Here is a 23,706-nt window from a genome sequence, read left to right on the forward strand (position 1 = left end):
GGGTCCCGATACCTTTCCGACTAGTAACCTACGGTACCGTAGGTTTCATGACGACCATCACCGCCAAGCCCAGGCTGCGAGGCTGGTTGCACACTGGAGCGCTGCCCGTGACGCTGGTCGCCGGGTTCGTGCTCGTGGCGCTCGGCCCCACCCTGCAGGCCCGGCTGGCCTCCGCCATCTATGCGATCACCTCGGCGTTGTTGTTCGGCATCTCCGCCACCTACCACCGCAGCACGCTCGGTCCCCGCCTCGCGGAGTTCCTGCGCCGGATCGACCACGCGAACATCTACCTGATCATCGCCGGCACCTACACCCCGTTCGCCCTGCTGGCACTCGACGGCACCCCACGGGTGGTGGTGCTGTCGGTGATCTGGGGCGGCGCCCTGGCCGGCGTGCTGTTCCGGGTGTTCTGGATGAACGCCCCCCGCTGGCTCTACACCGTCCTCTACCTGGCACTCGGCTGGACCGCCGTCTTCGTGATGCCCCAGCTCCTGGAGGGCGCGGGCGTGGCCGCCGTCGTGCTGGTGGCGGTCGGCGGCGTCTTCTACTCGGCGGGCGCCGTCGTGTACGGCCTGCGCCGCCCCGACCCCGCACCCCGCTGGTTCGGCTTCCACGAGGTCTTCCACGCGTTCACGGTGGCGGCCTACCTCGTGCAGTACATCGCGGTGTCGATCGTGGTCTACTCCCACGTCTGACGCACCGACCTGCGACTTGTCCGGCCCGTGGTTTAAGAGAAGCTGGCGCGCCCATAGGCATCCATGACGCTTCTCAGGGGGAAGGACCATGTCGTGACTCCTCCGCTCCTTGAAGGGAGCGGCTTCTCGCTAAGCCGCTTCCGCAGCCTGGCGAAGGGCAAGCCCTGCCCTGAGGATGTTGATGGCCGCGTTCACGTCGGCGTGTGCGGCATGCCCGCACGCCGTGCAGGCGAACGCGGCCTGGGTGAGGCGGTTGTCCTTTGCGCGGTGCCCGCATCGGGCGCATGTGCGGGAGGTGTGGGCGGGGTTCACGGCGATCAGCTCTCGACCGGCGCTTTCAGCCTTGTGCGCGAGGATCTGCAGGAACACCCCCCAGCCCGCGTCCAGGATGCTCCGGTTGAGGCCCGTCTTCTGCGCGACGTTGCGGCCCGGAGCGTCGATCGTGCCGGACGCCGAGCGGGTCATGTTCGTGATCCGCAGGTCCTCGTACACGATCACGTCGTTGTCGCGGACCAGTGCGTTCGCGGTCTTGTGCGTGTGGTCGAGGCGCTGGCGGCGGACCTTGCCGTGCAGGGCGGCCACCCGTGCGACGGCCTTGCGGCGGCGCTTGGAGCCGCGTTTCTTGCGGGCCAGGTCGCGCTGCGCGGCGGCGAGACGATCAGCGGTCGCGGCGAGATGGCGCGGGTTGGCCACGTGCGCGCCGTCGCTGGTGGTGACCAGGGAGGCGACGCCCAAGTCGATGCCGGCCGTCGCGCCTGTGGCGGGCAGCGGCTCGGCGGGCACGTCGTCGCACGACAGGATCACCTACCAGCGGGAGCCTTCCCGCTTCACGCTGATCGTCTTGACCCGGCCTCTGACCGGGCGGTGCTGGTGGACGCGGACGTGCCCGATGCCCTGCAGCCGGACGTAGGTCGCGGTGGGGTGCTCGGGCTGGGAGTCCCACCGGCAGCCGTCACCGTCTTTCGGCCATTCCACGCTGTCGAACCGGCCACGCCCCTTGAACCGTGGGAAGCCCGGTGTACGCCCGGCCTTGACGCGGTCGAAGAACGCGCGGAACGCCTTGTCCAGCCGCCGCAGCGTGGCCTGCTGAGAGGAGAACGACCACCGGCCCTGCCCGCCCGCGTCGTCGGCGCGGATGTGCTTCAACTCGGCCGACTGGTCACCGTACCGGACGCTCACCCCCGCCTTGGCGTACGCGGTGCGGCGGTGCTCCAGCGCGGCGTTGTACAGCGTGCGGTGATCCTCCAGGCACGCCGCCAGCGCGGCGGCCTGCTTGCAAGCGCCACGACCTCCCAGCCGTGCTCGCCGGCCTCGGCGCGGATCAACTCCTTGAAGCGGTCCTTCACCCGGCCGCCGAAGGCCGGGCAGCGGTACGTCGGGCACCACACCACGCGGTATCCGAGGTCGTACGCCGCGCCTGCGGAAGCGCGCACCTGACCAGCCACACGATCATTATTACCGTGTTATCCATCTAACGCGCTACGAACGGAGATCCCTGATGCGCGAACCTGACAGGTCACCGCACGCTCGGGCCTTGACGGCCCTCCCGCTCCCGATTCCCCCGTCGCCTAAAGGCGATGGTCCCCTCTGGAGAGTCTGATGGGCAAGAGAGCACGGGTCGTCGTCGTGGGCGCGGGTTTCGCCGGGCTGGCCGCGACCCGCGAGCTGGCCAGGAGCGGCGCGCTGGTGACGCTCGTCGACCGCAACCCGTACGCGACCTTCCAGCCGCTGCTCTACCAGGTCGCGACGGCCGGCATGAGCACCTCCGACGTGTCCTACCCGACCCGCACGTACGCCGCCCGCTGGCCGAACGTGCGGGCCAGGCGGGGCTCGCTGAGCAAGATCCTGGCGGATGACCGGCGGGTGGAGTTCGAGGACGGCACCTCGCTCGACTACGACTACCTGGTGCTGGCCACCGGCGTCACCACCAACTGGCTCAACGTCCCCGGCGCCCATGAGAACGCGCTGCCGATCTACTCGCTCGGCGACGCCGCCGTGCTGCGCCGCCGTCTCCAGCACCACCTGGAGGACACCGCGGCGGGCCGGCGCGAGAGCATGCACGTCGTGGTGGTGGGCGCGGGCGCGACCGGCGTCGAGATGGCCGGCACGCTGGCCGAGCTGCGCCGCAACACGATCCCGCTGACGCATCCCGAGCTGCGCGACGACCAGACCAGCGTGACGCTGGTCGAGCGGTTCGACTACGTGCTGGCGCCGTACAAGCCGCGGCTGCGCGACGCCGCCGCGGAGGCGCTGCGCAGGCGCGGGGTGCGCCTGCGGCTCGGCGCCACCGTGGCCTCGGTCGAGCCCGACGCGGTCGTGCTGGCCGACGGCACCCGCCTGCCCAGCGACGTCACCGTGTGGGCGCTCGGCGTCACCGCGCCGCCCGAGGTGGGTTCGTGGGCGCTGCCGCAGGGCAAGGGCGGGCGGGTCACGCTCACCGACACGCTCAACGTGCCGGACCATCCGGAGATCTTCGTGGCCGGCGACCTGGCCGCGCCGCCCGACGTGCTGCCCCAGCTCGCCCAGCCGGCGATCCAGATGGGCAAGCACGTGGGCAGGCAGATCGCGGCGGCCTGGCGGGGCCGCCCGCTGCAGCCGTTCTCCTACCGCGACCCCGGCATCATGGCGACCGTGGGCAAGGCGGAGGCGGTGCTGCAGCTGGCCAACGGGTTGACCATGCGCGGGCTGCCGGCGTGGCTGGTGTGGATCTTCGTGCACGTGGCGTACCTGCTGGGCGGACGCAACCGCGCGGGCGTGCTGCTCAACTTCTTCTGGCGGTACGCCGGCCCGCACCGCAGCAGGGCCAGCGTCACGCAGTAGGACCGGCTAAAGGGCCGCCGACAGGGCGGCCAGGCCGTGGTCCACGTCGGTCTCGGGGATGTTGAGCGCCGGGCGCAGGCGTACGGACCTGGGCCCGCACGGGAGCACCAGCACGCCGTGTTCCTCCCTGAGCCGGGTGATCAGGGTGTCGCGGGCGCCCACGTCGGGCAGGTCGAAGGCGCACATGAGACCGCGGCCCCGTACGTTCGAGACGGTCTCGGGGTGCTCGGCCTCCAGCTTCGTCAGGCGTTCGAGCAGCGTGGCGCCGAGGGTCCCGGCGCGCTCGATGAGGCCGTCACGCTCGATGATCTCCAGCAGGCCGCGGCTGCGGACCATGTCCACCAGCCCGCCGCCCCACGTCGAGTTGATGCGGCCGCTCCGCTGGAAGACGTTGTCCGGCACCTCGTCCACCCTGCGGCCCGCCATGATGCCGCCGACCTGCACCTTCTTGGCGAAGGCGACGACGTCGGGCTCGAGGCCGAGCTGCTGGTAGGCCCACGGCGTGCCGGTGGTGCCGCCGCCGGTCTGCACCTCGTCCAGGACGAACAGCGCGTCGTGGCGGTGGCACAGTTCCTGCATGGCGCGCAGGAACTCGGGCCGCATGTGGTTGTCGCCGCCCTCGCCCTGGATCGGCTCGGCGATGAAGCAGGCGATGTCGTACGGGTCGCGCTCGAACGCCTCCCGTGCCTGCGCCAGCGCCCGCTCCTCGGCGGCCTCGACGTCGCCGCAGTGGATGGCGGGCACGTCGATGCGCGGCCAGTCGAACTGGGGGAAGCGGTCGGTCTTGCCCGGCTCGGTGTTGGTCAGGCTCAGCGTGTAGCCGCTGCGGCCGTGGAAGGCCTTGGTCAGGTGCATGACCTTGGTGCCGAGGCCGCGCGAGCGTCCCGCGGCCTCGTTGCGCCGGCTCTTCCAGTCGAAGGCGGTCTTGAGCGCGTTCTCCACGGCGAGGGCGCCGCCCTCGACGAAGAACAGGTGGGGCAGGTCGGGGTCGCCGAGCACGCGGCTGAAGGTGTCGACGAAGTCGGCGAGGTGCTCGGTGTAGATGTCGGGGTTGGCCGGTTTGTTCCGCGCGACCTGGCCGAGGAGCTGCGCGAAGTCGGGGTCGAACGGGGGGTTCACGCCCAAGGGGGCCGAGGCGAAAAACGTGTAGAAGTCCAGATATCGACGACCGTCGCGGGCGTCGACCAGCCAGGAGCCCCGGCTGAGCTCCAGGTCGAGCACGAGACGGTAGCCGTCGACGAGCAGGTGGCGGGCAAGGCGGGTGTGTACGTCCATGGCGCCTCCACAGCGATTCTGACATTCCTCTTGAGGAACGCCGTCACGTATACAAAATTTACGGTACGGGAGCGCCAGAAGTGAAGTTCTTCACGCGGAAAGCAAGAGCGATCATCGCGATGCCGTACAGGACGGCGAAGATCCCGATCAGCCACGCCAGGCTGAGCAGCCCCGCGCCGGGCCATGCGAGCAGCAGCACACCGAAGATCACCGACAGCGCGCCGCCGAGGATGAGCAGCCACTCGTTGTCAATCCGCTTGCGCAGCTGGATGCCGGCCACGATCTCGGAGACGCCGGAGACGATCGCCCAGACGGCGACGACGAAGAGCAGCGCGATCGAGGTGATGCCGGGCCAGGCCAGCGCCACGAGGCCGGCCACGATGCCGATGATCCCCGAGAAGATCAGCCAGGCCCGCGACTGCGCCCCGTGGCGGAACCCGGCGAACAGTGCGAAAAGACCGCTGACGAGGGCGTACGCGCCGAAGAAGATGACCAGGGCGAGCAAGGTGAGCCCTGGCCAGATGAGCGCGAGGATGCCGAAGATGACAGCCGCGATACCGCGAACCAGCAGCAACCACCACGAGCGCGTGATATCTCCCATGCCTGGTCTGCTTTCCGCGACGTTCCCGCAAACAGACCAGTGCGGAGTCAAAAGTCGGTGACCCACCGGCCGCGGAGCGCGCGTGGGCGCGGGGCGTGCGGCCCGGCACGCCCCTGACGAGGCGGGAGCGACGCGGCCCGGGGGCGGCCGCGCCGTCTCAGACGCCCGGTGTCACTCCTGGCGTGACAGCCACAGCCCGATGGCCGTCACCCGGGAGTCGACGCCGAGCTTGGCGTAGATGCGGTTGACGTGGTTCTTGACCGTCTTCTCGCTCAGGAACAGCCGCTGGGCGATCTGCCCGTTGGACTGACCCGTCGCGATCAGGTCCATGACTTCGGCCTCGCGTTTGCTCAGGGACGTGAACACGCTTTCGAACGCTGCGTCGTCGACTCTCATCCGGCCTCCGAGGGCGCGCGCGGACGGTGATCGCCGATGGCCCCCGTGCTCCCGGCGTTGGCAGTAGACAGCGAGCATAACCCGCATTGTCATGTTTTGGGGGTGTTGCCCGGGAAAAACGCGGACGATGACCGGAACAACGAAAAGGGCGAGGCCCCAACCCGCGACCGAGACGATCTCTCAGGTCACAAGGTGCGGAACCTCGCCCACATGGGGTGAGTGAAGGGACTTGAACCCTCGACATCCAGGACCACAACCTGGCGCTCTGCCAACTGAGCTACACCCACCATGGCCGCCCGCGAGAAGCGGCACAGGAAAAGTGTAGCGGGGTTCGGGAGTCTTTACGCCACTCCTTTAGCCCGTGACACGCTCGGCGAGTGCTCGGGCGGTCGCGGAATCGGGCCCCGGCTGACCCACGAAGATGGCCGCGCGGTAGTAGCGCAGCTCCCTGATGCTCTCCGTGATGTCCGCCAGAGCACGGTGTCCGCCCTGCTTTTCCGGCGCCGCGAAGTAGACCCGGGGATACCACCGGCGCACCAGCTCCTTGATGGAGGAGACGTCGATCATCCGGTAATGCAAATAACCATCGACCCCGGGCATGTCGCGCGCGATGAACGTGCGGTCGGTGCCGATCGAGTTGCCGCACAGCGGCGCCTTCTTCGGCTCGGGCACATGACGGCGGATGTAGTCGAGCACCAGCGACTCCGCCTCCGACAACGTCACACCGCCCGCCAGCTCGGGCAGCAGCCCTGAGGCCGTGTGCATCTCGCGTACGACCTCGGACATCTGCTCCAGCGACTCCGGCGGCGGCTTGATGACCACGTCGACGCCCTCGTCCAGTTGGTTGAGCTCACTGTCGGTGATGACGCACGCCACCTCGACGAGCGCGTCGCGGCTCAGGTCGAGCCCGGTCATCTCGCAGTCGATCCAGACCAGCAAGTCACTCATTCGATCTCCTCGCCCAGCGGCTCGGAGCAATCCGCCCGCTTGTTACATCCATCAGCCTAGTGCCACCTGTCAGGCGGGCTTGAGCGAGTCGAGAACCTCGCCGACCACGCCGGTGCCGAGGTTGTCGGGGACGGAGACGTACACGATGGCCGGGCTCTGGCCCGCACCCCGGTCCATCAGCACGATCGCGCCGTTCTCCTTCTTCCACTTGTAGCCGTTGTCCTCGGCGACCTTCGTGAAGTCGAGCTGAAACTCCAGCACCCACGCGTCCTTGTCGCCGATCTTCGTCTTCTTGTCGGTGACGACCTTGCTCTCGTGGGCGGGCCCGTAGTACTGGGTCGTGAAGTGCACGAAGACGGCCTTGGCGGTCTCGCTCATGCCGGAGACGCCGTTGTAGGGATAGAGCTCGTTGAGCACGCCCGTGTAGACGTTGCCCACCCAGTCGGACTGGCCCCGGTAGTTCTCCTGCGCGATCTTCTGCACCGCCGCGGAGAACTGCTGCTCCACCGGGCTGCCGTTGTTGACCGCCTCCCACCGCGGCACCGTCCAGCCCTCGGGCACCTCGAACGAGACGCCGGCGCGGGCGTCGGTGACGCGGTCGCCGGACGGCTGCGGGAACTGGGCGCCCTGGCTGGGCAGCGGCTCCTGCGACGGGGGCCCCTGCGACGGGGGCTCCTGCGACGGCGGGCGCTCCGGCTCGAACGTCGGCGTCGGCGCGGCGCTCGGCGTGGTGTCGCGGTTGATGAAGAAGATGCCCGCGACCACGATCAGCGCGAGCACCACCAGGGCCGCCAGCCCGCCGAAGATCCACGGCAGCGGGTTGCTCTGCTTGGGCGGCGGCCCGTAGCCGGGGCCGGGCAGCGGGGTGCCGCCCCAGTGCGCGCCCGACGGCGGTTGCTGCTGCGCCGGCGCGCCGTAGGCGGCCTGCCCGTACGTCGGCTGGCCGAACTGCAACGTGGGGTTGGCCGGTGTCGTCGCCCATCCCGGCCCTGCTTGGGGCGCTGTCTGCGCTTGGGACCGGGGGAGAGGCGACTGGGGACCGGAGGGCTGCTGGGCCGGACCCGGCTCCTGGGCGTGTGTGGCGTCCGTCCATTGGGTGCCGTCCCACCAGCGGAGCTGCGGCTCTCCATAGGGGTCCGGGTACCAGCCCGCGGGGGTCTGCGTGGTCATGGTCGCCAGATTAGTCAGGTTCGCCTGGCCACGCACAGGGCGGTGATCAGCACTTGTACGTGAAGCTCGCCTTGTCGCTGCGCACCGGGCCAGGCGTGAGGATGCGCAGCGTGGCCGTGGCCTTGACGTTGCTCCTGCCCTGCAACGTCCACCGCAGCGGCACCTTGTACGACGTCTTGTCGGACTCGGTACGCAACGTCCCCTTCACCACCTCGTCGTCCAGGTTCTTGCGCCACTCGTACGTGATCTCGCCCGGCGCCCCGTTGGTGACCACGGTCGCCGTGACCAGGACCGCGCTGTCGCAGCCCTGCGTCTTCTTCGGCGCCACCACGTTCAGCGACTTGACGGCGAGGTCGGGCGCGTTGCCCAGCCGCAGCCAGGCCAGCACGGCCCCGGACATGATGACCGCGAAGAGCACCCCGGCCAGGATCGTGCGCCGCCGCCTGGCCCGCGCGGCCCTGCCCTGGCGTTCCGTGCGCTGCAGGGTGGCCGCCTCGTCGCGGCCCTCCCGCCAGATCCGCTCGACCGGCGTCTCCGGCCGTTGCGACTGGGTGCCGGTCTCTGCGCCCACCCCGGGGCCGAAGTGGACAGGCTGCACCGATCCTGCCGGAACGTGCAGGAGGGTGACGATGTCGCCCTCGTCCTGGGGGACGGGCACCGGCGCCCGCGCGTACGACGGGGGCTGCGCGAACGCCGACCGCCCGCGTGCCGCCCGCGCCAAACCGTCCCTGCTGATCCGCCCGCCCGGCAGCCTGCCCCGCTCGTTGACCAGCAGGTCCCTGGCCGCACTTAGCCCCAGGGCGGTCGCGGCGGCCGCGGCCCGCTCGAACAGGTCGGCCGGCGCGCCGGGACCGAGCGAGGCCGCGAGCCCGCGCGCGAGCGACGCCCAGCCGGCCGCGTCCCGCTCGGGCGGCGAGACGCGGGCGCGGATGGCGTCCGACAGCCCGCGCTCGGATAACAGCGACACGCCCTCGGCCGTCACGACCACCGTGCCGGGGTGCACGGAGCCGTGCGTCACCCCGGACGCGTGCAGCGCCTGCAGCGTCTGAGCGGTCTCGACCAGAAGGGACGCTGCCCCGTTCGGGTCCACGGGCCCGGCGGCCAGCAGGTCGGCCAGCGTGGGACTGACCGCCTGCGCGGTGAGCAGCCACACCTGATCGCCGGCCGCCACCACGTCGGCCACCGGGATGAGCCCGCCCATCCCGGACATCACCAGCCGCTGATCCGTCATGACGGCCTGCACCACCCGGTCGCGCACGCCGGGCAGGCCGATGATCTTGGGATCGAACAGCAGCGCGCCCGCCCGTCGGCCGTCGGGCGAGATGGCGTCGATCCAGTTGCCGAGTTCGGTCATCCACGTGTGCTCGGTGAGCCGGAACCCGGCGATACCGTTTCCAGGGTTGTTCATCGCCGTTCGTGCCCCCCGGCGCCCATCAACGCTTGTTTCGGCTTGGTCCCGTCCTGCGGCCCTTCACCGCAAGTGTGACCGGTGGCGCGCCCCTCGTCACGAGGGCGAGCCCGAGCAGCTTCTCTCCGTGCCCGCCTTTCAGCGGGGGACGTCGTCCGTCGGCGTCTGCACGCGCGGCGACTCAGGGGACGTCCCGCCGGACTGCGTCGGCCGGCTGGTGGGCCGATCGGGGTCGCGGGTCGGCGGGTTGATCGTCGGGGCGGGCCTCGACGTCTGCGTGGGCGTGCTGTCCGGCGTGACGCCCCTGGGGTCGTCGATGTCGCCGGTCATCCGCGGCTCGTCGGGCTCTTCCGGCTCGTCGGTCGGCGTGCTCGTCGGCGTGGGCTTCGGAGCGGGCGTCCTGACCGGGCGGCGGGTCGGCCGCGTCCTGGTCGGGGTCGCCTTCGGCGTCCTGGTGGGCCGCACGGCCGGCGGCGCCTGGGACCGCGTCACCGACGGGACGGTCGCCGGCGTCTCCTCCGCGAACGTGGGCGGCGCCTCCTCGGTCTCCTCCGGCTCGCTCGGCTCCTCCTCGGGCTCCGTCTCCACGGGCTCAGGCGTGCCCGGCTCGGCCGTGGTCGGCGTGACCTCCGTGGTCTGCGCCTGCAGCACGGTCTCGTCCGACCTGTTCCCGACCGCGAACACCACGGCGCCCACGATCACGCCCACGCCGACCACGGCGACCGCGATCTTGGCGGGCAGCTTGCTGAGCAGGCCCTTCGGCTCGGGGAAGCGCGTCTCGGCGAGCGAGGTGTCGGCCTGCGCCGGCTCGTCGGCCAGCGCCGTCGGGAAGAGCGCCACCAGCGCGCCGGCCAGGGCGGCCAGGCGGCGGCGGCCCCGCTCCTCCCAGTCGGGCCCGTACGCGGCCGCCGCGATCTCCTCAAGCTCGGCCAGGAACGCCTGCGCCGACGCGGGACGGTCGTCCGCCCGCTTGGCCAGGCCGCGCTCGACCAGCCCGCGCAGCGGCTCGGGCACGTCGCCCACCGGCGGGGCGGCGCTCTGGTGCTGGCGGGCCAGGGCCGCGACGTTCTGGGCGCGGAAGGGCCGGTTGCCGGTCAGGCACTCGAAGAAGACGACGGTGGCGGCGTACACGTCGGTCGCGGGGCTCGCCGGGGCGCCCGCCCACTGCTCGGGCGCCATGTACGGCGGCGTCCCCGCCGCGCTCGCCCCCTCGCCGACCCTGACCGCGATGCCGAAGTCCACGAGCTTGCTGGTGCCGTCGCGCTGCACCATGACGTTCTCGGGCTTGAAGTCGCGGTGCACGATGCCGATCGTGTGCGCCGACGACAGGCCGCGCAGCGAGCCCTTGAGCACGGTCAGCGCCGCCTCGGGCCCCGTCGGCCCCTCGGCCCTGATCAGCTCGCGCAGCGAGGCGCCGTCGATCAGCTCCATGACGATCGCCGCGCCGTATCCGGACTCGACGTAGTCGATCAGCCTGGCGTGGTACGCGCTCTGCACCGTGGCCAGCAGCCGCGCCTCATGCCGGAACCTGGCGACGAACGAGACGTCCGACCTCAGCTCGTCGCTGAGGTACTTGATGGCCACCTCGACGCCGTCGTAATCGCGCCTGGCGAGGACCACCCGGCCGGCGGCGCCCGAGCCCAGCTCGCGCACCTCCGTGTACCCGGGGACCCCCCATGGCCCATCACCGTGCATAACGGTCTCCTCTGGAGTCTGTGGGCCCCCACCCTCATCAAACGGACCGTAGCTTAACCAGAAGCGAGCACTATCCCGCTACCTAAATCCAGACATGCGGAGAAATATCACTTGATCATGCCTTGACCGCCGGATCGCGCGCGGTGGGCGGCGGCGCTCACGCAGCCGCCCGCGACCGGGTTCACCTGGGACGGGCCTCCTCTGACGGGGTCCGCTCGGCCGGCGGCTGCTCCTTGGACGGGCTGTCCTGCGGTACGGGGGAGGACTGCGGCTCGGGCTCCTCCTCCCTGGGGCAGGGCGGTGTGCTGCCGCTACGGGTGGCCGCGCCGCCCGCCGCCGCCGGAGCGGTGACGGCCGTGATCGACCAGCGCGTGCCGCAGGGCAGCTTGGCCGGATGGCTGAAGGACCGGCTGTAGGAGGTCGCGCCCGACAGCGTGACCGTCTGCGCGCCGCCGCCCTCACCGGCCGCGAACCTGACCGTCAGCCGTACCGGCCGGGTGTTCGCGGTGGTCACCCTGACCTGCGCGCGCAGGCCGCCGTCCGCGCCGGCCGCCACGATGGCCACCCTGCGCACCTGCGGGGGACAGGGCACCGCGACGCGGGCGGTGTCGGTCCTGCCGCCCGCGCTCACCTGGACCGACAGCGTGGACCCGCAGGGACGGGAGCGCAGGGCGAGGGCGAACGACTCGGCGTAGGACGTGCGTCCCGACAACCGCGCGGTCCGCGTCCCCATCGACTCCCCGTTCACCGCGAACCTGGCCCGCACCGGGATCACGCCCGTGCCGCTCGCGGTGACCCTGACCCGGGCCGTGGCGGTGCGCGCGGGCGCGGCGGGCAGGTTGAGCGCGACGTTCAGCGCGGTCACCCGGGTCGGGCAGGGCGGCACGGACACCGTCGCCGTCGCGGGGCCTCCGGGTGCGGCGGGCGAGGTGGTGACGGCCAGGGAGACCCTCTTACCGCACGGGCGCTCGCCCATCGACCAGGTCAGCGTGCGGGTGTAGGTGCGCGCGCCGCTGAGCCTGACGCGCTGGGTCCGGCCGTCCTCGCCGGCGGCCGTCCAGGCGGCGGTGGCGGTGACGCGGCCCTCGCCGCTGGTGCGGAGCGAGAGCGTGCTGCGGGCGACGCCGTCCGAGCCGACCGTGATCCGGCCGAGCGACACGGCCTGCACGGAGGTGACGGGCTCGCCGGTCTCCGTCGGGGTCGGGGTCGGAGTCGGGGTCGGAGTCGGGGTGGGCGTAGGAGTGGGGGTGGGTGTGACGGTGGGCTCGGTCGTCTCGGTGCCGGTGGGGGCGGAGGACGACGGGCGCTCGGGCCGCGCGTCGTCCGGTCCTGGGACGCGGGCGCTCCGCGTGGGCCTGGCCCGTTCCGGCTCGCCGGCCTCAGGCGAGCCCTGCGGCACGACCTGCGGCGTCGCCTCGGGCTCCGGGCCGGACGGCTCAGGTGTCGGCCCAGTCGTCGGCCCGGTCGTCGGCCCAGCCGACAGCCCAGGCGTCGGTTCGGTCTCGGCGGGTGTCGCGGGCGGCCCGGTGGCGGGCTGCGTCGCGATCTCACTCGGCGGTACGACCGCCGCCGCCCCCGCCGCCTCTTCGACCGGCGGCTGCCGGTTGATGAGCACGACCACCACGGCCACGGCCGCCGCGGCGGCGATCGCGCCGCCCATCGTCAGCCGCCGCGCGTTCGACCGCATGCCGCGGAAGACGGTCCGCGCCAGCGAGGTCGTCACCTCGGGGGTGGACGCCTGCGGCCTGGGCAGCAGCAGCGCGAGCAGGGCCACGAGCGCGGCCAGCCGCCGTCTGCCGCGCTCCTCCCAGTCCTCCCCGTACGCCGCCCGCGCCGTGGACTCCAGCTCGGCCACGAACTCCAGGGCGCTGCCCGGCCGCCGCGCCGGGTCCTTGGCCAGCCCGCGCCTGACCAGCTCGCGCACCGGCTCGGGCGCGTCGTGGAAGGGCACGGGGGCGTGGAGGTGCTGGTAGCCGAGGACGCTCGGCTCGGTCGAGCGGTAGGGGCGGTGCCCGGTCAGGCACTCGAAGAAGACGGCGGTGGCGGCGTACACGTCGGTGGCGGGCGAGGCGGGCCCGTTCTCCCACAGCTCGGGCGCCATGTACGGCGGCGTCCCCTCCGCCCTGGTCGCGCTGCCCTGGCGGACCGCGATGCCGAAGTCGACGAGCTTGCTGACGCCGTCGTCGCGGACGATCACGTTCTCCGGCTTGTAGTCCCGGTGCACGAGCCCCAGCGCGTGCGCCTTGGCCAGGCCGAGCAGCGAGCCCTTCAGCACGACCAGCGCCGCCTCAGGCTCGGTGGTGCCGTTCTCGCGTAACAGGGCGCGTAAGGAGACGCCGTTGACGAGCTCCATGACGATGGCGGCGCCGCCGGCGTCCTGGATGTACTCCCACATCGTGGCGATGTGGGGATCGCGCAGCGTGGTGAGCAGCCGCGCCTCGGACTGGAACCTGGCCAGCGCCGCGGGATCGCGCAGCAGGTTGTGGGACAGATATTTGATCGCTACTTCGAGCCCGGTGTCGTCGTGCACGGCCAGCGCGACGCGCCCGCTGGCACCCGCCCCGAGCTGCTTGACCTCTGTATAACCGGGAGCGCTCCACTCCATATGCCTCTCCCATCAGGAGCCGGCCCACCTGATGAGACGTGTGATCAAGGGGTCTGGTTTGCCAGGTGGTTCCGGAATTATGGAACTACTCCCGGTGGAGGATGTGAACAGGCGTGGCGATACCTTCTGGGAGCACCGAATCCGGCTCGGGTTCGCCCCACGAGGTGACCAGCGGCAGAACGCCGGCCCACACCGGCAGCGCGTAGTCCTCCTCCTCGTCCTTCGGCCCGCCGCTGCGCATCTTCACCGACGCCTCCTCCAGCGACAGCGCGAGGACGGCGGTCGCGGCCAGCTCCTTGCGCGAGGGGCGGCGGACGTAGTCCCACTGGCCGGGCGCGAGCCGCTCCGACAGGGCGCGCAGGCCCTCCATGCGCTCGTCGGGGTCCGTCACCGGCCTGGCCCGGCCGTAGATGATCGCCGAGCGGTAGTTGACCGAGTGGTGGAAGATCGAGCGGGCCAGCACGATGCCGTCGAGGTGGGTGACCGTGACGCAGACCTCTCCGCCCTCGCCGGCCCGCAGCGAGGCCGCGCCGGTGGAGCCGTGCAGGTAGAGGGTGTCGCCGATGCGGCCGTAGCCGGTGGGGACCACCATCGGGTGGCCGTTCACGATCACGCCGAGGTGGCAGATCAGGCCGGTGTCGAGCACCTCGTACAGGTCGTTCCTGTCGGTGCTGCCGCGCTCCTTGGAGCGTCCGAGCGTGGTCCGCGGAGTGGTGGAGAGCATGATTCGACCGTAGCCACGAAGTGGACCTACGCTGTAGGGCCACTATCGCCGCCTTTGTAGAGACCACTTCCATGCGTACGCCCGTTGACCTGCCGCTCTCCCTCTCCCGCACGTCGGCCGAGCCGCTGACCGCCCAGCTCGCCGGGCGGCTGCGCCGGGCCATGCTGGACGGCGCGCTCGCGCCCGGTGAGCGGCTGCCGTCCACCCGGGCGCTGGCCGTGCAGCTCGGGGTGAGCAGGACGGTGGTGACGGAGGCGTACCAGCAGCTCTACGCGGAGGGCTGGCTGGACGGCCGGCACGGCTCCGGCACCTTCGTGGCCGACCTCACCCCTGGAGTCCCGCAGGAGGCGGGACCGGTCGAGCGTCCCCGCGCGCCGGCCGCGCCGCCGGCCCCGGACGGCGCGATCGACCTCACGCCCGGCAGCCCCTGGGTGCGCGACTACGACCGGGCCGCGTGGAAGCGCGCCTGGCGCAAGGCCGCCGACCTGCCGCCGAGCGCCTCGCCCGACCCGTACGGCCTGCCGCGCCTGCGCGAGCTGCTCGCCGAGCACCTCAGGCGGGCCAGAGGCATGGTCGTCGGCCCGGAGAACGTCCTGGTCACCAGGGGCACCGGCAACGGACTCGACCTGGTCGCGCGCATCCTCCTGGAGCCCGGCACGAAGGCCGGCGTGGAGGACCCCGGCTACCCGGCGGCTCGGGTGATCTTCGGCTCCAGGGGCGCCGAGGTGGTGCCGTGCCGGGTGGACGAGGACGGCGTGATCGTCGATCGCCTGCCCACGGACCTGCGCCTGCTCTACACCACCCCGGCGCATCAGTATCCGCTGGGCGGCCGCCTGCCGATCCCGCGCAGGGAGCGGCTGCTCGCCTGGGCGAGGCGCACGGGCGCGACGATCGTCGAGGACGACTACGACGCCGAGTTCCGCTACGACGTGGCCCCGCTGCCCGCGCTCTACGGCCTCGACCCGGCCCGCGTCGTGCTGCTCGGCACGCTGTCGAAGACGCTGGCCCCCGACGTCGGGGTGGGCTGGCTGGTCGGCACCCCTGAGCTGGTCGCCGAGGTGGCCGCGCTGCGCGTGGCGGTGGCCGACCGCACCAGCGGCCCCGTCCAGCAGGCGGTGGCGACCCTGATCGAGCGCGGCGACCTCGACCGCCACCTGCGCAGGATGCGCCTGGAGTACGCCCGCCGCCGGGCCGCGGTGGTGGAGCTGCTCGGCCCGCTCTGCCGGCTGCGCGGCGACACGGCGGGGCTGCACGTGCTCGCCGAGCTGCCGCCCGACCTGGTGCCCGTGGTGATCGAGCGGGCGGCGCGGCGCGGGGTGCTGCTCGACTCCACCCTCCGCCACCACCACGCGGAGCCCCGCCTGCACGGCCTGGTCATCGGGTACGGCTCCGCGTCCCTGGCCGACGTGCGGCGCGGCTGCCGGATCATCGCCGAGCTGATCCGCGACGCCGGTTGAGCCGGTCAGTTGAGCCGGTCGGTTGAGCCGGTCGGTTGAGCCGGTCGGTTGAGCAGGTCAGCCGTGCGGGCCGCGCTCCGGCGGCTCCAGCCGGCTGAGGACGGGCAGTGAGCGGAAGGTGTACATCGGGTCGACGGGCAGCACGTGACGGGCCCACCAGCGCGCGGGCAGCGGGTCGGGCGAGGGGTCGGTGAAGCCGGGGGCGTAGTCGTCGTACGGCGGGTCGTACAGGTAGCCGGTCGAGACCCCGCCCCGCTCCAGCTCGGCGATCGCCGCGTCGCGGTCGCGCACCAGCAGCGGCACCCGGAACAAGGGCCTGGACAGGTCGTCGAGCACGGCGGGCGCGACGGTGGGCAGCTCGGCCAGGCGCTGCACGCCCGCCAGCCGGCGCGCGCGGTCGCGCGGCACCCGCGCCACCCGCCTGGCCTGGTACCAGCGCACCAGGCGGCTCCTGCGCGCCCGGTAGTGGTGCAGGTCGGCGCGGACCCACGGGTCGAAGGGCGGCAGCACCGGCACCTGCTTGAGCGCCTCCTTGAGCCGGTCGGCGGCGAGCGGGATGCGGTAGCCGTCGCGCGGCTCCATCAGGCCGAGGCGGCGGGCGAGCGCGAGCGCGGGGCGTACGAGGTCGAGCTTGAGCGCCGCCTGGCGGGCCATGGAGGTGGCCACGCTCAGCATGTCGGCGCGCAGCGAGCCGGGGACGAGCAGCGCGTCGCGGGCGCGGGTGAGCGCCTTGAGGTCGGACTCGTGCTCGACGGCCAGCACGCCGCCCGAGCCGGCGGACGGATGCTTAGACAGACTGAAGACCCCGGCCTGCCCGAACGTGCCGAGCGGGCGGCCCCCGAGGTCGGTCTCCATGGCGTGGGCGACGTCCTCGATGAGGATCTTCCCGGCGAAGGCGGGGACGTCGTCGGGCAGGCCGTACAGGTTGGTGGTCAGCACCGCGTCCACGCCGGCGAGGTCGACGCGCGAGGTGTCGATGTTGCCGTCACGGGGTGACAGCGGTGCGATCACCGGGAGCAGGCCGGCCGCCAGCACGAGGAAGAGGATCTCGTCCGCCGAGATGGGTGACATCAGCAGCCGCTGGCCGGGGGTGCACCAGTGACGCAGCGCGAGGTAGAGCCCCAGCCGGTTGGACGGAAGCGACAGACAGTGACGGTCTGTACGCTCTGCGATGCGTTTCACCCTTGTAGGACAGTACGCAGTCTCCCGTACGTTTTCAATGCTTTGTCGGCGGTCTTGAGCAACACCGGATTGGCCATCACCGTGGCTCTGGTCTTGCGCACCGGCACCCGCATCATCCAGTGGACGCCCGCCGCCACGCCGGCCCTGGCCACCCGGCCCTCGGCCACCTCAAGCTGGCCGTTCTTGAGCTTGTCCTTGTACTCCTTCTGGCCCCGCCCCATGTCGATGATCTGGATGCCGTCGGCGGCGGCGCGCTCGGCCATCGCCAGGTGGTGGATGAGCCCGGGGGAGTATTTCGCGAACGCGGTGTCGTAGGCGGGGAACCAGCCGGCCAGCGTGGTGCGGGTGCGCACCCCGAAGTGGCCCGCCACCGGCCGGTCGTCGACGTAGACCATGTCGAGCACCCCGGCGAACGTCTCGGTGCGGGTGGCCAGCAGCCGCTCGACCAGCTCGACGATCCACTTGTGGGCGAACCTGTCGGTGCGCCCGGTGCGCCGGTATTGGTCGGTCTTCCAGTTCAGCAGCGTGCGCAGCGGCGCGAGGTCGCTGGTCGCGTAGTCGTGACGCAGCGTGCCCATCTCGCGCTGCAGCTTGCGCGACTTGGCCAGGGTGGACTTGTAGGTCTTGCCGGACTGCTTCTTCAGCGTCTCGGTGTAGGGCTCCCAGCCCTCGCGCAGGTCGATGATCGGCGAGGGGTGCCGCTCGGCGCGCGCGTTGAGCAGCGGCTGCCCGCCGACCAGGTGGTCGAACTCGTAGACCGAGAGCCCGCACTCCTTGATCAGCCGCATCGGGTCGATCTCGACGTCTTTCGCGTGGACCAGGCCCTGGGCGTCGGTGAGGCCGGCGGCCACGGGTTTCCCGATGCCGAGCGGATGCCGTTCGAAGGGGAAGAATCCCACTATTTCCGGACCGTCGTAAATGACGGCGACACGTACGACGTCTCGGAGTTCGCCCACGATGAGGGTGAATTCTGGGGATAGGAAGGGGTTGTCGAAGGCGGTGTCCGCTTCCTGCAGGGCACGCCATCGGGTCACTTCCGGCTGACCCAGTTCACGAGGCAGGGCAAGGGTGACGCGCATGAGCTCCTACTGTCGGCATGCACTCTGTCCAGCATGTGGCCAGGGGTGTATTACCCAGAGTAAAGGATCTCGCCCCCTGCGGTCGCCGCAGCTCCGGAACGTTACAAGATTCCCAGCTAGCGCTCAGGACCGAGTGACGTTCTAATGTGTGTTCATGACCGAATCTGGGACCGTGCCCGGCATCGACCACCCCCGTCTGGTCGCCTGGATGGGCCAGAACGTGCCCGACGCCGGCGAGCCCGGCTCCGTCTCGCTCATCTCGGGCGGCAGGTCCAATCTCACCTACCTCGTCGAGGCCCCGGGACGACGGCTGGTGCTGCGCCGGCCGCCCCTCGGTCACGTGCTCCCCACCGCCCACGACATGCGCCGCGAGTGGCGGGTCATCTCGGCGCTCGCGCCGACGCCCGTCCCGGTGCCGGAGCCGGTCGCGTTCTGCGCCGACGAGGACGTGATCGGGGCGCCGTTCTACCTCATGGGGTACGTCGAGGGCGCCGCCGTACGCACCCGCGACGAGCTCGGCGACCCGGCGCCCGAGCGCGTCCAGCGGCTGTCGGAGCGGCTGGCCGAGGTGCTCGCCGCCATCCACGCCGTCGACTACAGGGAGGTCGGCCTCGGCGACTTCGGCCGGCCGGAGGGCTACATGGCCAGGCAGCTCGACCGCTGGAGCCAGCAGTGGGAGCGCTCGAAGACGGCCGACCTGCCCGACTACCACCGCCTGGTCGAGCGGCTGCGCGCGCGGCTGCCCGCCGAGGCGCCCGGCACGCTGGTCCACGGCGACTACCGGCTGGACAACACGCTGCTGCGGCTCGGCGACCTGGAGATCGCGGCGGTGGTCGACTGGGAGATGTCCACGCTCGGTGACCCGCTGGCCGATCTGGGGCTGACGCTGACGTACTGGCATGACAGGGACGACGAGGAGCGGGCGCGCATCCCCGTGGCCGGTGACGTGACGGTGGCGCCAGGATTCATGAACGCGGCGGAGTTCGCCGCCCACTACGCCAAGGTGTCGGGTCGCGAGATATCCGACCTGGGGTTCTATGTGGCGTTCGGCAACTTCAAGCTCGCCGTCATCGTGGAGGGTATCCACGCGCGCTTCCGTCAGGGTAAGACCGTGGGAGAGGGCTTCGACCGCATCGGCGCGGCCGTGCCCACGTTGATCTCGCGCGCCCATCGCATGCTCGACCAGCACTGAACGCCTCGAACCCCCCAGGCAAGGAGCGTCATGAGCACTGTTGCACTCATCACCGGAGCGGCGAGCGGCATCGGGGCCGCCGTCGCGCGGCGCCTGGCGTCGGGCGGCGCCCGCTGCGTCCTGGTCGACCTCGACGCCGAGGGCGTGGAGCGGCTGGCCAAGGAGGTCGACGGAGCCTGGCTGGCCGCCGACGTCAGCCAGGAGGAGGCGTCGCTTGAGGCCGTCGCGCTGGCCGAGCGCCGCTACGGCCGGCTCGACCTCGTGCACCTCAACGCCGGCATCGCCGGCAAAGTGGACTTCGCGGACTTCGACGCCGAGCGCTACCGCAAGGTGGTCGGGGTCAACGTGGACGGCGTGGTGTTCGGCGTGCGGGCCAGTGTGCCGCTGCTCGTACGCTCGGGCGGCGGCGCCATCGTGGCCACCGCCTCGCTGGCCGGGCTCGTGGGCTTCGCCGGCGACCCCGTCTACACGATGACCAAGCACGCGGTGGTGGGCCTGGTCAGGGCGCTGGCCGAGCCGCTGGCCGCCCAGAACGTCCGCATCGGCGCGGTCTGCCCAGGCTTCACCGACACGCCGCTCGTGGCCGAAACCCGCGAGCTGTTCGCCAACGCCGGCTTCCCCCTGCTCACGGCCGACGACGTCGCCGCCGCCGTCGAGAGCGCCTTCTACACCGACATCCCAGGCACCCTCCTCGTCGTGCAGCCGGGGCGGCAGCCCGTGCCGTACCGGTACGCCGGCGTGCCGGGACCCGTCACCGGGCAGCGCCCGCCGAACGTCGGCTGACGAGTCCAGATCAACGGCAAGCGCCTCGCAAGCGGGACCACTACCGTGAGGAGGGCCGGGCACGCAGCCCGGCCCTCGTCACTTTCCGGACCTTGTAGGTTCGTTGTTCCCCCTAACATCTCGTGAGGATGAGGAGCGTTCAGTGATTCCGACCGAGGGCCGACACGCGCGCAGGCGATCGCCGTGGCCGATCGCGATCGGGGCGGGCGCGCTCGCGGTCGTGCTGGTGGCGGGCATCATGATCTACGCCGCCATCCGCACTCAGGCCCGCACCGAGTTCAAGGGCAGCGACGTCGCCACGTCCGTGCCCACCCAGCCCGCCCCCACGCTGGAAGCGCCGCCCGCGTTCGACAAGTGGCCGCGCTGGGGCATCACCCACACCCAGTTCAGCGCCGACAACGAGCCGGAGCACGTCGCCGAGCAGGCGAGAGGCGTGCTCGGCCGGGTCCCCATGCTGCAGAACCAGCACATCATGGGCTGGGGCGTGGGCAACCCCGAGCCGAGCCCCGGGCAGTTCAACTTCCGCGACCTCGACCGGCGGCTGACGTTCATGGCGTCCTCGCGAGCGATGCCGGTCATCACGCTGTGCTGCGCCCCCGACTGGATGAAGGGCGGGCAGGCCGGCCGCACCGACTGGAGCAAGAACCACACGGTCGCGCCCAAGAAGGAGCACTTCGACGACTTCGCCAAGCTCGCCGCGCGGGTGGCGAAGCAGTACCCGACGGTCAAGCACTACATGGTCTGGAACGAGTTCAAGGGCTTCTGGAACGCCGACACCAACCGCTGGGACGCCGAGGGCTACACCGAGCTGTACAACAAGGTCTACGACGCGCTGAAGAAGGTCGATCCCCAGATCAAGGTCGGCGGGCCCTACGTGCCGATCGGCACCCTGTCGGGCACCGGGCCGTCGGAGCTGACCGGGCCCTGGGGCACCGTCGACCAGCGGGCGCTCGACGCCATCGAATACTGGATCGAGCACAACAAGGGCGCCGACTTCATCGTGGTCGACGGCGCCTCCATGACCAGCGACAAGGGCAACGTGCCCGACGACTTCAGCGCGCAGGCCAAGTTCAGCGCGATCACCACCTGGCTGCGGCAGAAGAGCGGCGACAAGCCGGTGTGGTGGGCCGAGTGGTACGTCGAGCCGGAGAACTCCGGATGGAGCGAGGACAAGCGCACGGCCGTGCAGGCGAGCGCGCTGATGGAGTTCGTCAAGAGCGGCGTCACCACCGCCCTCTACTGGAACCCCCAGCAGGACGGCGAGGGCGAGTGCCCCGGCTGCCTCTGGGCGCCCAAGGTCGGCGGTGAGATGCCGATGGCGGGGCTGCTCAGCGGCTTCACCCGATGGTTCCCCGCCGGGGTGAAGGCCGAGGAGGTGAGCTCGTCCGACCCGAAGGTCAAGGCGATCGGGCAGGAGCAGCAGCTCGTCATGGTCAACACCAGCGACCGGAGCGTCACGGCCACCGTGGACGGGCGTCAGGTCAGCCTGCGGCCGTACGAGATCAAGTGGTCGGGGCGCGGCGGCGCCTGACCCCCGCCAGCGCGCAGCACGCCACCAGCACCGCCCCGAACGCCGGCAGCCAGGTCAGCCTGGCCGCCACCCAGGCCGCCGACTCAGGGGCGGTGTGCAGGCCGGGCAGCACCCGGCCGGTCAGCAGGCCGAGCGCCGTCACGGCGATCATCGCGGTCTGGTGCCACAGGAAGATCGTGATCGCGTGCACGTTCACCAGGGCGACGGCGGCCCAGGCCAGGGGGCGGCGCAGCGCCCGGCGTAACGGATCGGCCAGCAGCCGCGCCGCCCCGCACTGCGCCAGCCCGAACATGACGACGGCCGGCGTGGGCGGATCGAGGTTGGACACCGCCGCCCCCGGCACACCCACCATCGAGGCCGGATAACCGGCTGCGAGCACGAGCGCGACGGTGGCTGCGCCGCCGCCCAGCAGCAGGCCCCACCCCGTACGCCGGGACGGCATCCCACCCGCCCAGGACACCCCGAGGCAGTACGGCACCAACCACCCCGCCACCACATTCACCCACCCCAGCCACCCAGGCCCACCCGCCCAGAACCGGCCCACATCGACCAGCGCGACCACGACCACCAGCACCGCCACGGTCACGGCAGGGGCCCGCCGGACCGATGCCGACGTGGTGGGGGCGGGGGCCTGCTGGGTCGGTGCCGTTGTGGTCGGGGTGGGGATCTGCCGGGTCGGCGCCGTCGCGGTCGGGGCGAGGGCCGGTTGGGTCGGTGCTGTCGTGGTGGGAGCGGGGGATTGCCTGGGCGGTGCTGTCGCGGTCCTGAGTGAGACTGACTTGGTGGCCAGGGGGGTCAGGGCCGTGAGTGCCGCGAAGACCAGCAGGAACCACAGCGGCGACCAGACCAGCCTGGCCAGGGCGAGCACGACGTCCAGGGAGACCCCGGAGGCCAGCATGGTCACGGCGGCCACCGTCCACACGGCGACCACGGTGACGACCGGTCCGAACAGGCGCGCCAGCCGCCGGCCGAGCCACACGCGGTAGCGCTCGGTGGAGCGGGCCCAGCCGCGCGCCGCGACCAGCCCGCCCACCAGGAAGAACACCGACAAGGTCTGGAACAGCCAGGACGCCGGGGCCAGCTGCGGCAGCGCGCTCAGCGGGCTCGCACCGCGCAGCGTGCCGGAGTCGGCGACCAGGGCCGTCACCAGCCAGTGGCCGAGCACCACGCCGCCGATGGCGAGCGCGCGCAACCCGTCCACGGCCCGGTCCCGCCCCGCCGGGGTGGCGCGCTCGACGCGCTCGAGGAGCTCACGCATCGCCGGAGACGATCCGCGCGATGGTACGCAACGCCGGGGAGCCGGGCCGCAGGTAGTCGCTGTGCCCGCCGTCCCCGGCGGGGAAGACGCGCGTCCCGGCCGCCGGATCGACCGGGTCGAGTCCCAGGCCCAGCGTGACGAACGGCAGGTCGAACCGGGCGTGCGGCACGCGGGCGATCCAGTCGCCGCCGGCCCTGGCCGCCCACACCGGGGCCTGGGTGCCCAGCGGGCCGGTGGTGCCGGTGCCGGGAGCGCCGAACAGGACGATGCTCGCCACCCCGTCCAGATCAGGAGCGGCCCGCCCGCAGACCACGGCGCCGTACGAGTGGCACAGCAGCGACACCCGGGCCGGCCCCAGCTCGTCCACCAGGGCCCGCAGCGCGGGCGCCGCCGCGTCGGCCCGGTCGGGGGTGAGCAGAGCGGCCTCGTACGTGCCGGGCGTCCGATACCCCAGCCACGCGACCACCGCCGCCCGCCCGCCCAGCTCCTCGCGCAGGGCAGAGGCACCGGAACGCAGCCGCCCGTACCGGTCGAGGCTCGTGTCGGAGCCCGGCACCAGCACCGCGACCCGCTCGGCCGTTGCCGGATCGCCGAACACCTCCGCCGCCCTGCCGCCGTCCCGCCCGTCGAAGAACAGGAACCGCCGCGCGGGATCGGCCATCGCCCGCAGCACCTCCGCACGGCGCCGATGCCCGTGCCCGGCCGCCATCCGCTCGGCCGCCAGGATGCCCTGCCGGACGGCGGCGTAACGGGCCTCGGACAGCCCTGAAGGCGGCTGGACGGGCTCGGGAGCGGGAACCTCGGCACTGGACAGCGGAGCCGCTAAGGAGACCGTTAGAGACGCGATGAGCAGGCTGCGGCGAAACGGGAAGCGCATGCAGCCGAAG

General features: G+C 71.8%; 22 protein-coding genes and 1 tRNA gene. 6 read left to right on the top strand and 17 right to left on the bottom strand.

What is annotated here, in order from left to right; translation table 11 throughout:
- Nucleotides 1–47: 47 nt before the first annotated feature.
- Nucleotides 48–695 carry a PAQR family membrane homeostasis protein TrhA gene (gene trhA / locus ACFFR3_RS29040; RefSeq protein WP_345388849.1) on the top strand — a complete coding sequence of 216 codons (648 nt, stop codon included), beginning with the start codon at nucleotides 48–50 and terminating at the stop codon, nucleotides 693–695.
- 129 nt (nucleotides 696–824) lie between these two features.
- On the opposite strand, the gene ACFFR3_RS29045 is transcribed toward trhA, so the two are convergent.
- Genes ACFFR3_RS29045 through ACFFR3_RS29055 form a run of 3 tightly spaced genes read right to left on the bottom strand, consistent with a single transcriptional unit; the run spans nucleotide 825 to nucleotide 2,140 of the window.
- Nucleotides 825–1,499, bottom strand: coding sequence for an RNA-guided endonuclease InsQ/TnpB family protein (locus ACFFR3_RS29045; protein ID WP_345388847.1), 675 nt, complete (start codon nucleotides 1,497–1,499; stop codon nucleotides 825–827).
- Nucleotides 1,500–1,874, bottom strand: a complete 375-nt coding sequence (locus tag ACFFR3_RS29050) for a hypothetical protein (RefSeq protein WP_345388845.1) — start codon at nucleotides 1,872–1,874, stop codon at nucleotides 1,500–1,502.
- Nucleotides 1,871–2,140 carry a transposase gene (locus tag ACFFR3_RS29055; protein WP_379484173.1) on the bottom strand — a complete coding sequence of 90 codons (270 nt, stop codon included), beginning with the start codon at nucleotides 2,138–2,140 and terminating at the stop codon, nucleotides 1,871–1,873. Before ACFFR3_RS29055 ends, ACFFR3_RS29050 begins: the two co-directional genes overlap by 4 nt.
- 154 nt (nucleotides 2,141–2,294) lie before the next feature.
- On the opposite strand from ACFFR3_RS29055, the gene ACFFR3_RS29060 reads away from it, so the two are divergent.
- Nucleotides 2,295–3,515 (top strand): NAD(P)/FAD-dependent oxidoreductase, encoded by a 1,221-nt coding sequence (locus ACFFR3_RS29060; RefSeq protein ID WP_345388843.1) that lies wholly within the window; start codon nucleotides 2,295–2,297, stop codon nucleotides 3,513–3,515.
- A gap of 6 nt (nucleotides 3,516–3,521) precedes the next feature.
- Here the strand turns inward: ACFFR3_RS29060 and lat are convergent, their stop codons facing one another.
- From lat to ACFFR3_RS29110, 10 genes are all read right to left on the bottom strand, one after another.
- Nucleotides 3,522–4,790: an L-lysine 6-transaminase gene (gene lat, locus ACFFR3_RS29065; protein WP_379484174.1), complete on the bottom strand. Its 1,269-nt coding sequence runs from the start codon at nucleotides 4,788–4,790 to the stop codon at nucleotides 3,522–3,524.
- A 58-nt stretch (nucleotides 4,791–4,848) separates the two neighbouring features.
- Nucleotides 4,849–5,391, bottom strand: coding sequence for an HdeD family acid-resistance protein (locus tag ACFFR3_RS29070; protein WP_364370120.1), 543 nt, complete (start codon nucleotides 5,389–5,391; stop codon nucleotides 4,849–4,851).
- Nucleotides 5,392–5,562: 171 nt separating this feature from the next.
- Complete coding sequence (locus ACFFR3_RS29075; protein ID WP_347699805.1) at nucleotides 5,563–5,787, bottom strand: helix-turn-helix domain-containing protein; 225 nt, start codon at nucleotides 5,785–5,787, stop codon at nucleotides 5,563–5,565.
- A gap of 211 nt (nucleotides 5,788–5,998) precedes the next feature.
- Nucleotides 5,999–6,074: transfer RNA gene (locus ACFFR3_RS29080), tRNA-His, on the bottom strand.
- 67 nt (nucleotides 6,075–6,141) lie between these two features.
- Nucleotides 6,142–6,735 (bottom strand): oligoribonuclease, encoded by a 594-nt coding sequence (gene orn, locus ACFFR3_RS29085; protein WP_345388831.1) that lies wholly within the window; start codon nucleotides 6,733–6,735, stop codon nucleotides 6,142–6,144.
- Between the two features lie 69 nt (nucleotides 6,736–6,804).
- Nucleotides 6,805–7,905: a DUF2510 domain-containing protein gene (locus ACFFR3_RS29090; RefSeq protein WP_379484175.1), complete on the bottom strand. Its 1,101-nt coding sequence runs from the start codon at nucleotides 7,903–7,905 to the stop codon at nucleotides 6,805–6,807.
- A 46-nt stretch (nucleotides 7,906–7,951) separates the two neighbouring features.
- Nucleotides 7,952–9,313, bottom strand: coding sequence for a protein kinase family protein (locus ACFFR3_RS29095; protein ID WP_364370127.1), 1,362 nt, complete (start codon nucleotides 9,311–9,313; stop codon nucleotides 7,952–7,954).
- A gap of 138 nt (nucleotides 9,314–9,451) precedes the next feature.
- Nucleotides 9,452–11,008: a serine/threonine-protein kinase gene (locus tag ACFFR3_RS29100; RefSeq protein ID WP_364370130.1), complete on the bottom strand. Its 1,557-nt coding sequence runs from the start codon at nucleotides 11,006–11,008 to the stop codon at nucleotides 9,452–9,454.
- 181 nt (nucleotides 11,009–11,189) lie between these two features.
- Nucleotides 11,190–13,613 (bottom strand): serine/threonine-protein kinase, encoded by a 2,424-nt coding sequence (locus ACFFR3_RS29105; RefSeq protein WP_379484176.1) that lies wholly within the window; start codon nucleotides 13,611–13,613, stop codon nucleotides 11,190–11,192.
- Between the two features lie 85 nt (nucleotides 13,614–13,698).
- On the bottom strand, nucleotides 13,699–14,337 hold the full coding sequence (locus tag ACFFR3_RS29110; RefSeq protein ID WP_345388819.1) for a pyridoxamine 5'-phosphate oxidase family protein: 639 nt from the start codon (nucleotides 14,335–14,337) through the stop codon (nucleotides 13,699–13,701).
- A 71-nt stretch (nucleotides 14,338–14,408) separates the two neighbouring features.
- On the opposite strand from ACFFR3_RS29110, the gene pdxR reads away from it, so the two are divergent.
- Nucleotides 14,409–15,794 carry a MocR-like pyridoxine biosynthesis transcription factor PdxR gene (pdxR, locus tag ACFFR3_RS29115; RefSeq protein ID WP_345388817.1) on the top strand — a complete coding sequence of 462 codons (1,386 nt, stop codon included), beginning with the start codon at nucleotides 14,409–14,411 and terminating at the stop codon, nucleotides 15,792–15,794.
- Between the two features lie 57 nt (nucleotides 15,795–15,851).
- Here pdxR and ACFFR3_RS29120 read toward each other — a convergent pair whose 3' ends face one another.
- Both ACFFR3_RS29120 and ACFFR3_RS29125 read right to left on the bottom strand, forming a co-directional pair.
- Nucleotides 15,852–16,976: a DegT/DnrJ/EryC1/StrS family aminotransferase gene (locus ACFFR3_RS29120; protein ID WP_345388815.1), complete on the bottom strand. Its 1,125-nt coding sequence runs from the start codon at nucleotides 16,974–16,976 to the stop codon at nucleotides 15,852–15,854.
- The gene (locus tag ACFFR3_RS29125; RefSeq protein WP_345388813.1) at nucleotides 16,973–17,932 is read right to left on the bottom strand and encodes a GNAT family N-acetyltransferase; all 960 of its coding nucleotides are present in this window, start codon (nucleotides 17,930–17,932) and stop codon (nucleotides 16,973–16,975) included. The genes ACFFR3_RS29120 and ACFFR3_RS29125 overlap by 4 nt, the downstream gene beginning before the upstream one ends.
- Before the next feature lie 277 nt (nucleotides 17,933–18,209).
- Here ACFFR3_RS29125 and ACFFR3_RS29130 point away from each other — a divergent pair, with 277 nt between their 5' ends.
- From ACFFR3_RS29130 to ACFFR3_RS29140, 3 genes are all read left to right on the top strand, one after another.
- Complete coding sequence (locus ACFFR3_RS29130; RefSeq protein WP_345388811.1) at nucleotides 18,210–19,247, top strand: phosphotransferase family protein; 1,038 nt, start codon at nucleotides 18,210–18,212, stop codon at nucleotides 19,245–19,247.
- A 30-nt stretch (nucleotides 19,248–19,277) separates the two neighbouring features.
- A complete protein-coding gene (locus tag ACFFR3_RS29135) occupies nucleotides 19,278–20,030 on the top strand; it encodes an SDR family oxidoreductase (RefSeq protein WP_345388809.1) in 753 nt (250 codons plus the stop codon).
- Between the two features lie 142 nt (nucleotides 20,031–20,172).
- Nucleotides 20,173–21,561, top strand: coding sequence for a GH39 family glycosyl hydrolase (locus ACFFR3_RS29140; protein ID WP_364370146.1), 1,389 nt, complete (start codon nucleotides 20,173–20,175; stop codon nucleotides 21,559–21,561).
- On the opposite strand, the gene ACFFR3_RS29145 is transcribed toward ACFFR3_RS29140, so the two are convergent.
- Together ACFFR3_RS29145 and ACFFR3_RS29150 are read right to left on the bottom strand one after the other, a co-directional pair.
- Entirely contained in the window at nucleotides 21,533–22,819 is a 1,287-nt protein-coding gene (locus ACFFR3_RS29145; protein ID WP_364370149.1) for an acyltransferase family protein, read from the bottom strand. The genes ACFFR3_RS29140 and ACFFR3_RS29145 overlap by 29 nt on opposite strands.
- Complete coding sequence (locus tag ACFFR3_RS29150) at nucleotides 22,812–23,696, bottom strand: alpha/beta hydrolase (RefSeq protein WP_379484177.1); 885 nt, start codon at nucleotides 23,694–23,696, stop codon at nucleotides 22,812–22,814. The genes ACFFR3_RS29145 and ACFFR3_RS29150 overlap by 8 nt, the downstream gene beginning before the upstream one ends.
- Nucleotides 23,697–23,706: the final 10 nt, after the last annotated feature.

Source organism: Nonomuraea salmonea (assembly GCF_042428605.1).
In the GTDB taxonomy this organism is placed as follows: domain Bacteria; phylum Actinomycetota; class Actinomycetes; order Streptosporangiales; family Streptosporangiaceae; genus Nonomuraea; species Nonomuraea salmonea.

Coding starts and splice junctions, on each gene's coding strand:
- trhA (WP_345388849.1), top strand. CDS start 48: ATGACGACCATCACCGCCAAGCCCAGGCTGCGAGGCTGGTTGCACACT.
- ACFFR3_RS29060 (WP_345388843.1), top strand. CDS start 2,295: ATGGGCAAGAGAGCACGGGTCGTCGTCGTGGGCGCGGGTTTCGCCGGG.
- lat (WP_379484174.1), bottom strand. CDS start 4,790: ATGGACGTACACACCCGCCTTGCCCGCCACCTGCTCGTCGACGGCTAC.
- ACFFR3_RS29070 (WP_364370120.1), bottom strand. CDS start 5,391: ATGGGAGATATCACGCGCTCGTGGTGGTTGCTGCTGGTTCGCGGTATC.
- ACFFR3_RS29075 (WP_347699805.1), bottom strand. CDS start 5,787: ATGAGAGTCGACGACGCAGCGTTCGAAAGCGTGTTCACGTCCCTGAGC.
- orn (WP_345388831.1), bottom strand. CDS start 6,735: ATGAGTGACTTGCTGGTCTGGATCGACTGCGAGATGACCGGGCTCGAC.
- ACFFR3_RS29090 (WP_379484175.1), bottom strand. CDS start 7,905: ATGACCACGCAGACCCCCGCGGGCTGGTACCCGGACCCCTATGGAGAG.
- ACFFR3_RS29095 (WP_364370127.1), bottom strand. CDS start 9,313: ATGAACAACCCTGGAAACGGTATCGCCGGGTTCCGGCTCACCGAGCAC.
- ACFFR3_RS29100 (WP_364370130.1), bottom strand. CDS start 11,008: ATGCACGGTGATGGGCCATGGGGGGTCCCCGGGTACACGGAGGTGCGC.
- ACFFR3_RS29105 (WP_379484176.1), bottom strand. CDS start 13,613: ATGGAGTGGAGCGCTCCCGGTTATACAGAGGTCAAGCAGCTCGGGGCG.
- ACFFR3_RS29110 (WP_345388819.1), bottom strand. CDS start 14,337: ATGCTCTCCACCACTCCGCGGACCACGCTCGGACGCTCCAAGGAGCGC.
- pdxR (WP_345388817.1), top strand. CDS start 14,409: ATGCGTACGCCCGTTGACCTGCCGCTCTCCCTCTCCCGCACGTCGGCC.
- ACFFR3_RS29130 (WP_345388811.1), top strand. CDS start 18,210: ATGACCGAATCTGGGACCGTGCCCGGCATCGACCACCCCCGTCTGGTC.
- ACFFR3_RS29135 (WP_345388809.1), top strand. CDS start 19,278: ATGAGCACTGTTGCACTCATCACCGGAGCGGCGAGCGGCATCGGGGCC.
- ACFFR3_RS29145 (WP_364370149.1), bottom strand. CDS start 22,819: ATGCGTGAGCTCCTCGAGCGCGTCGAGCGCGCCACCCCGGCGGGGCGG.
- ACFFR3_RS29150 (WP_379484177.1), bottom strand. CDS start 23,696: ATGCGCTTCCCGTTTCGCCGCAGCCTGCTCATCGCGTCTCTAACGGTC.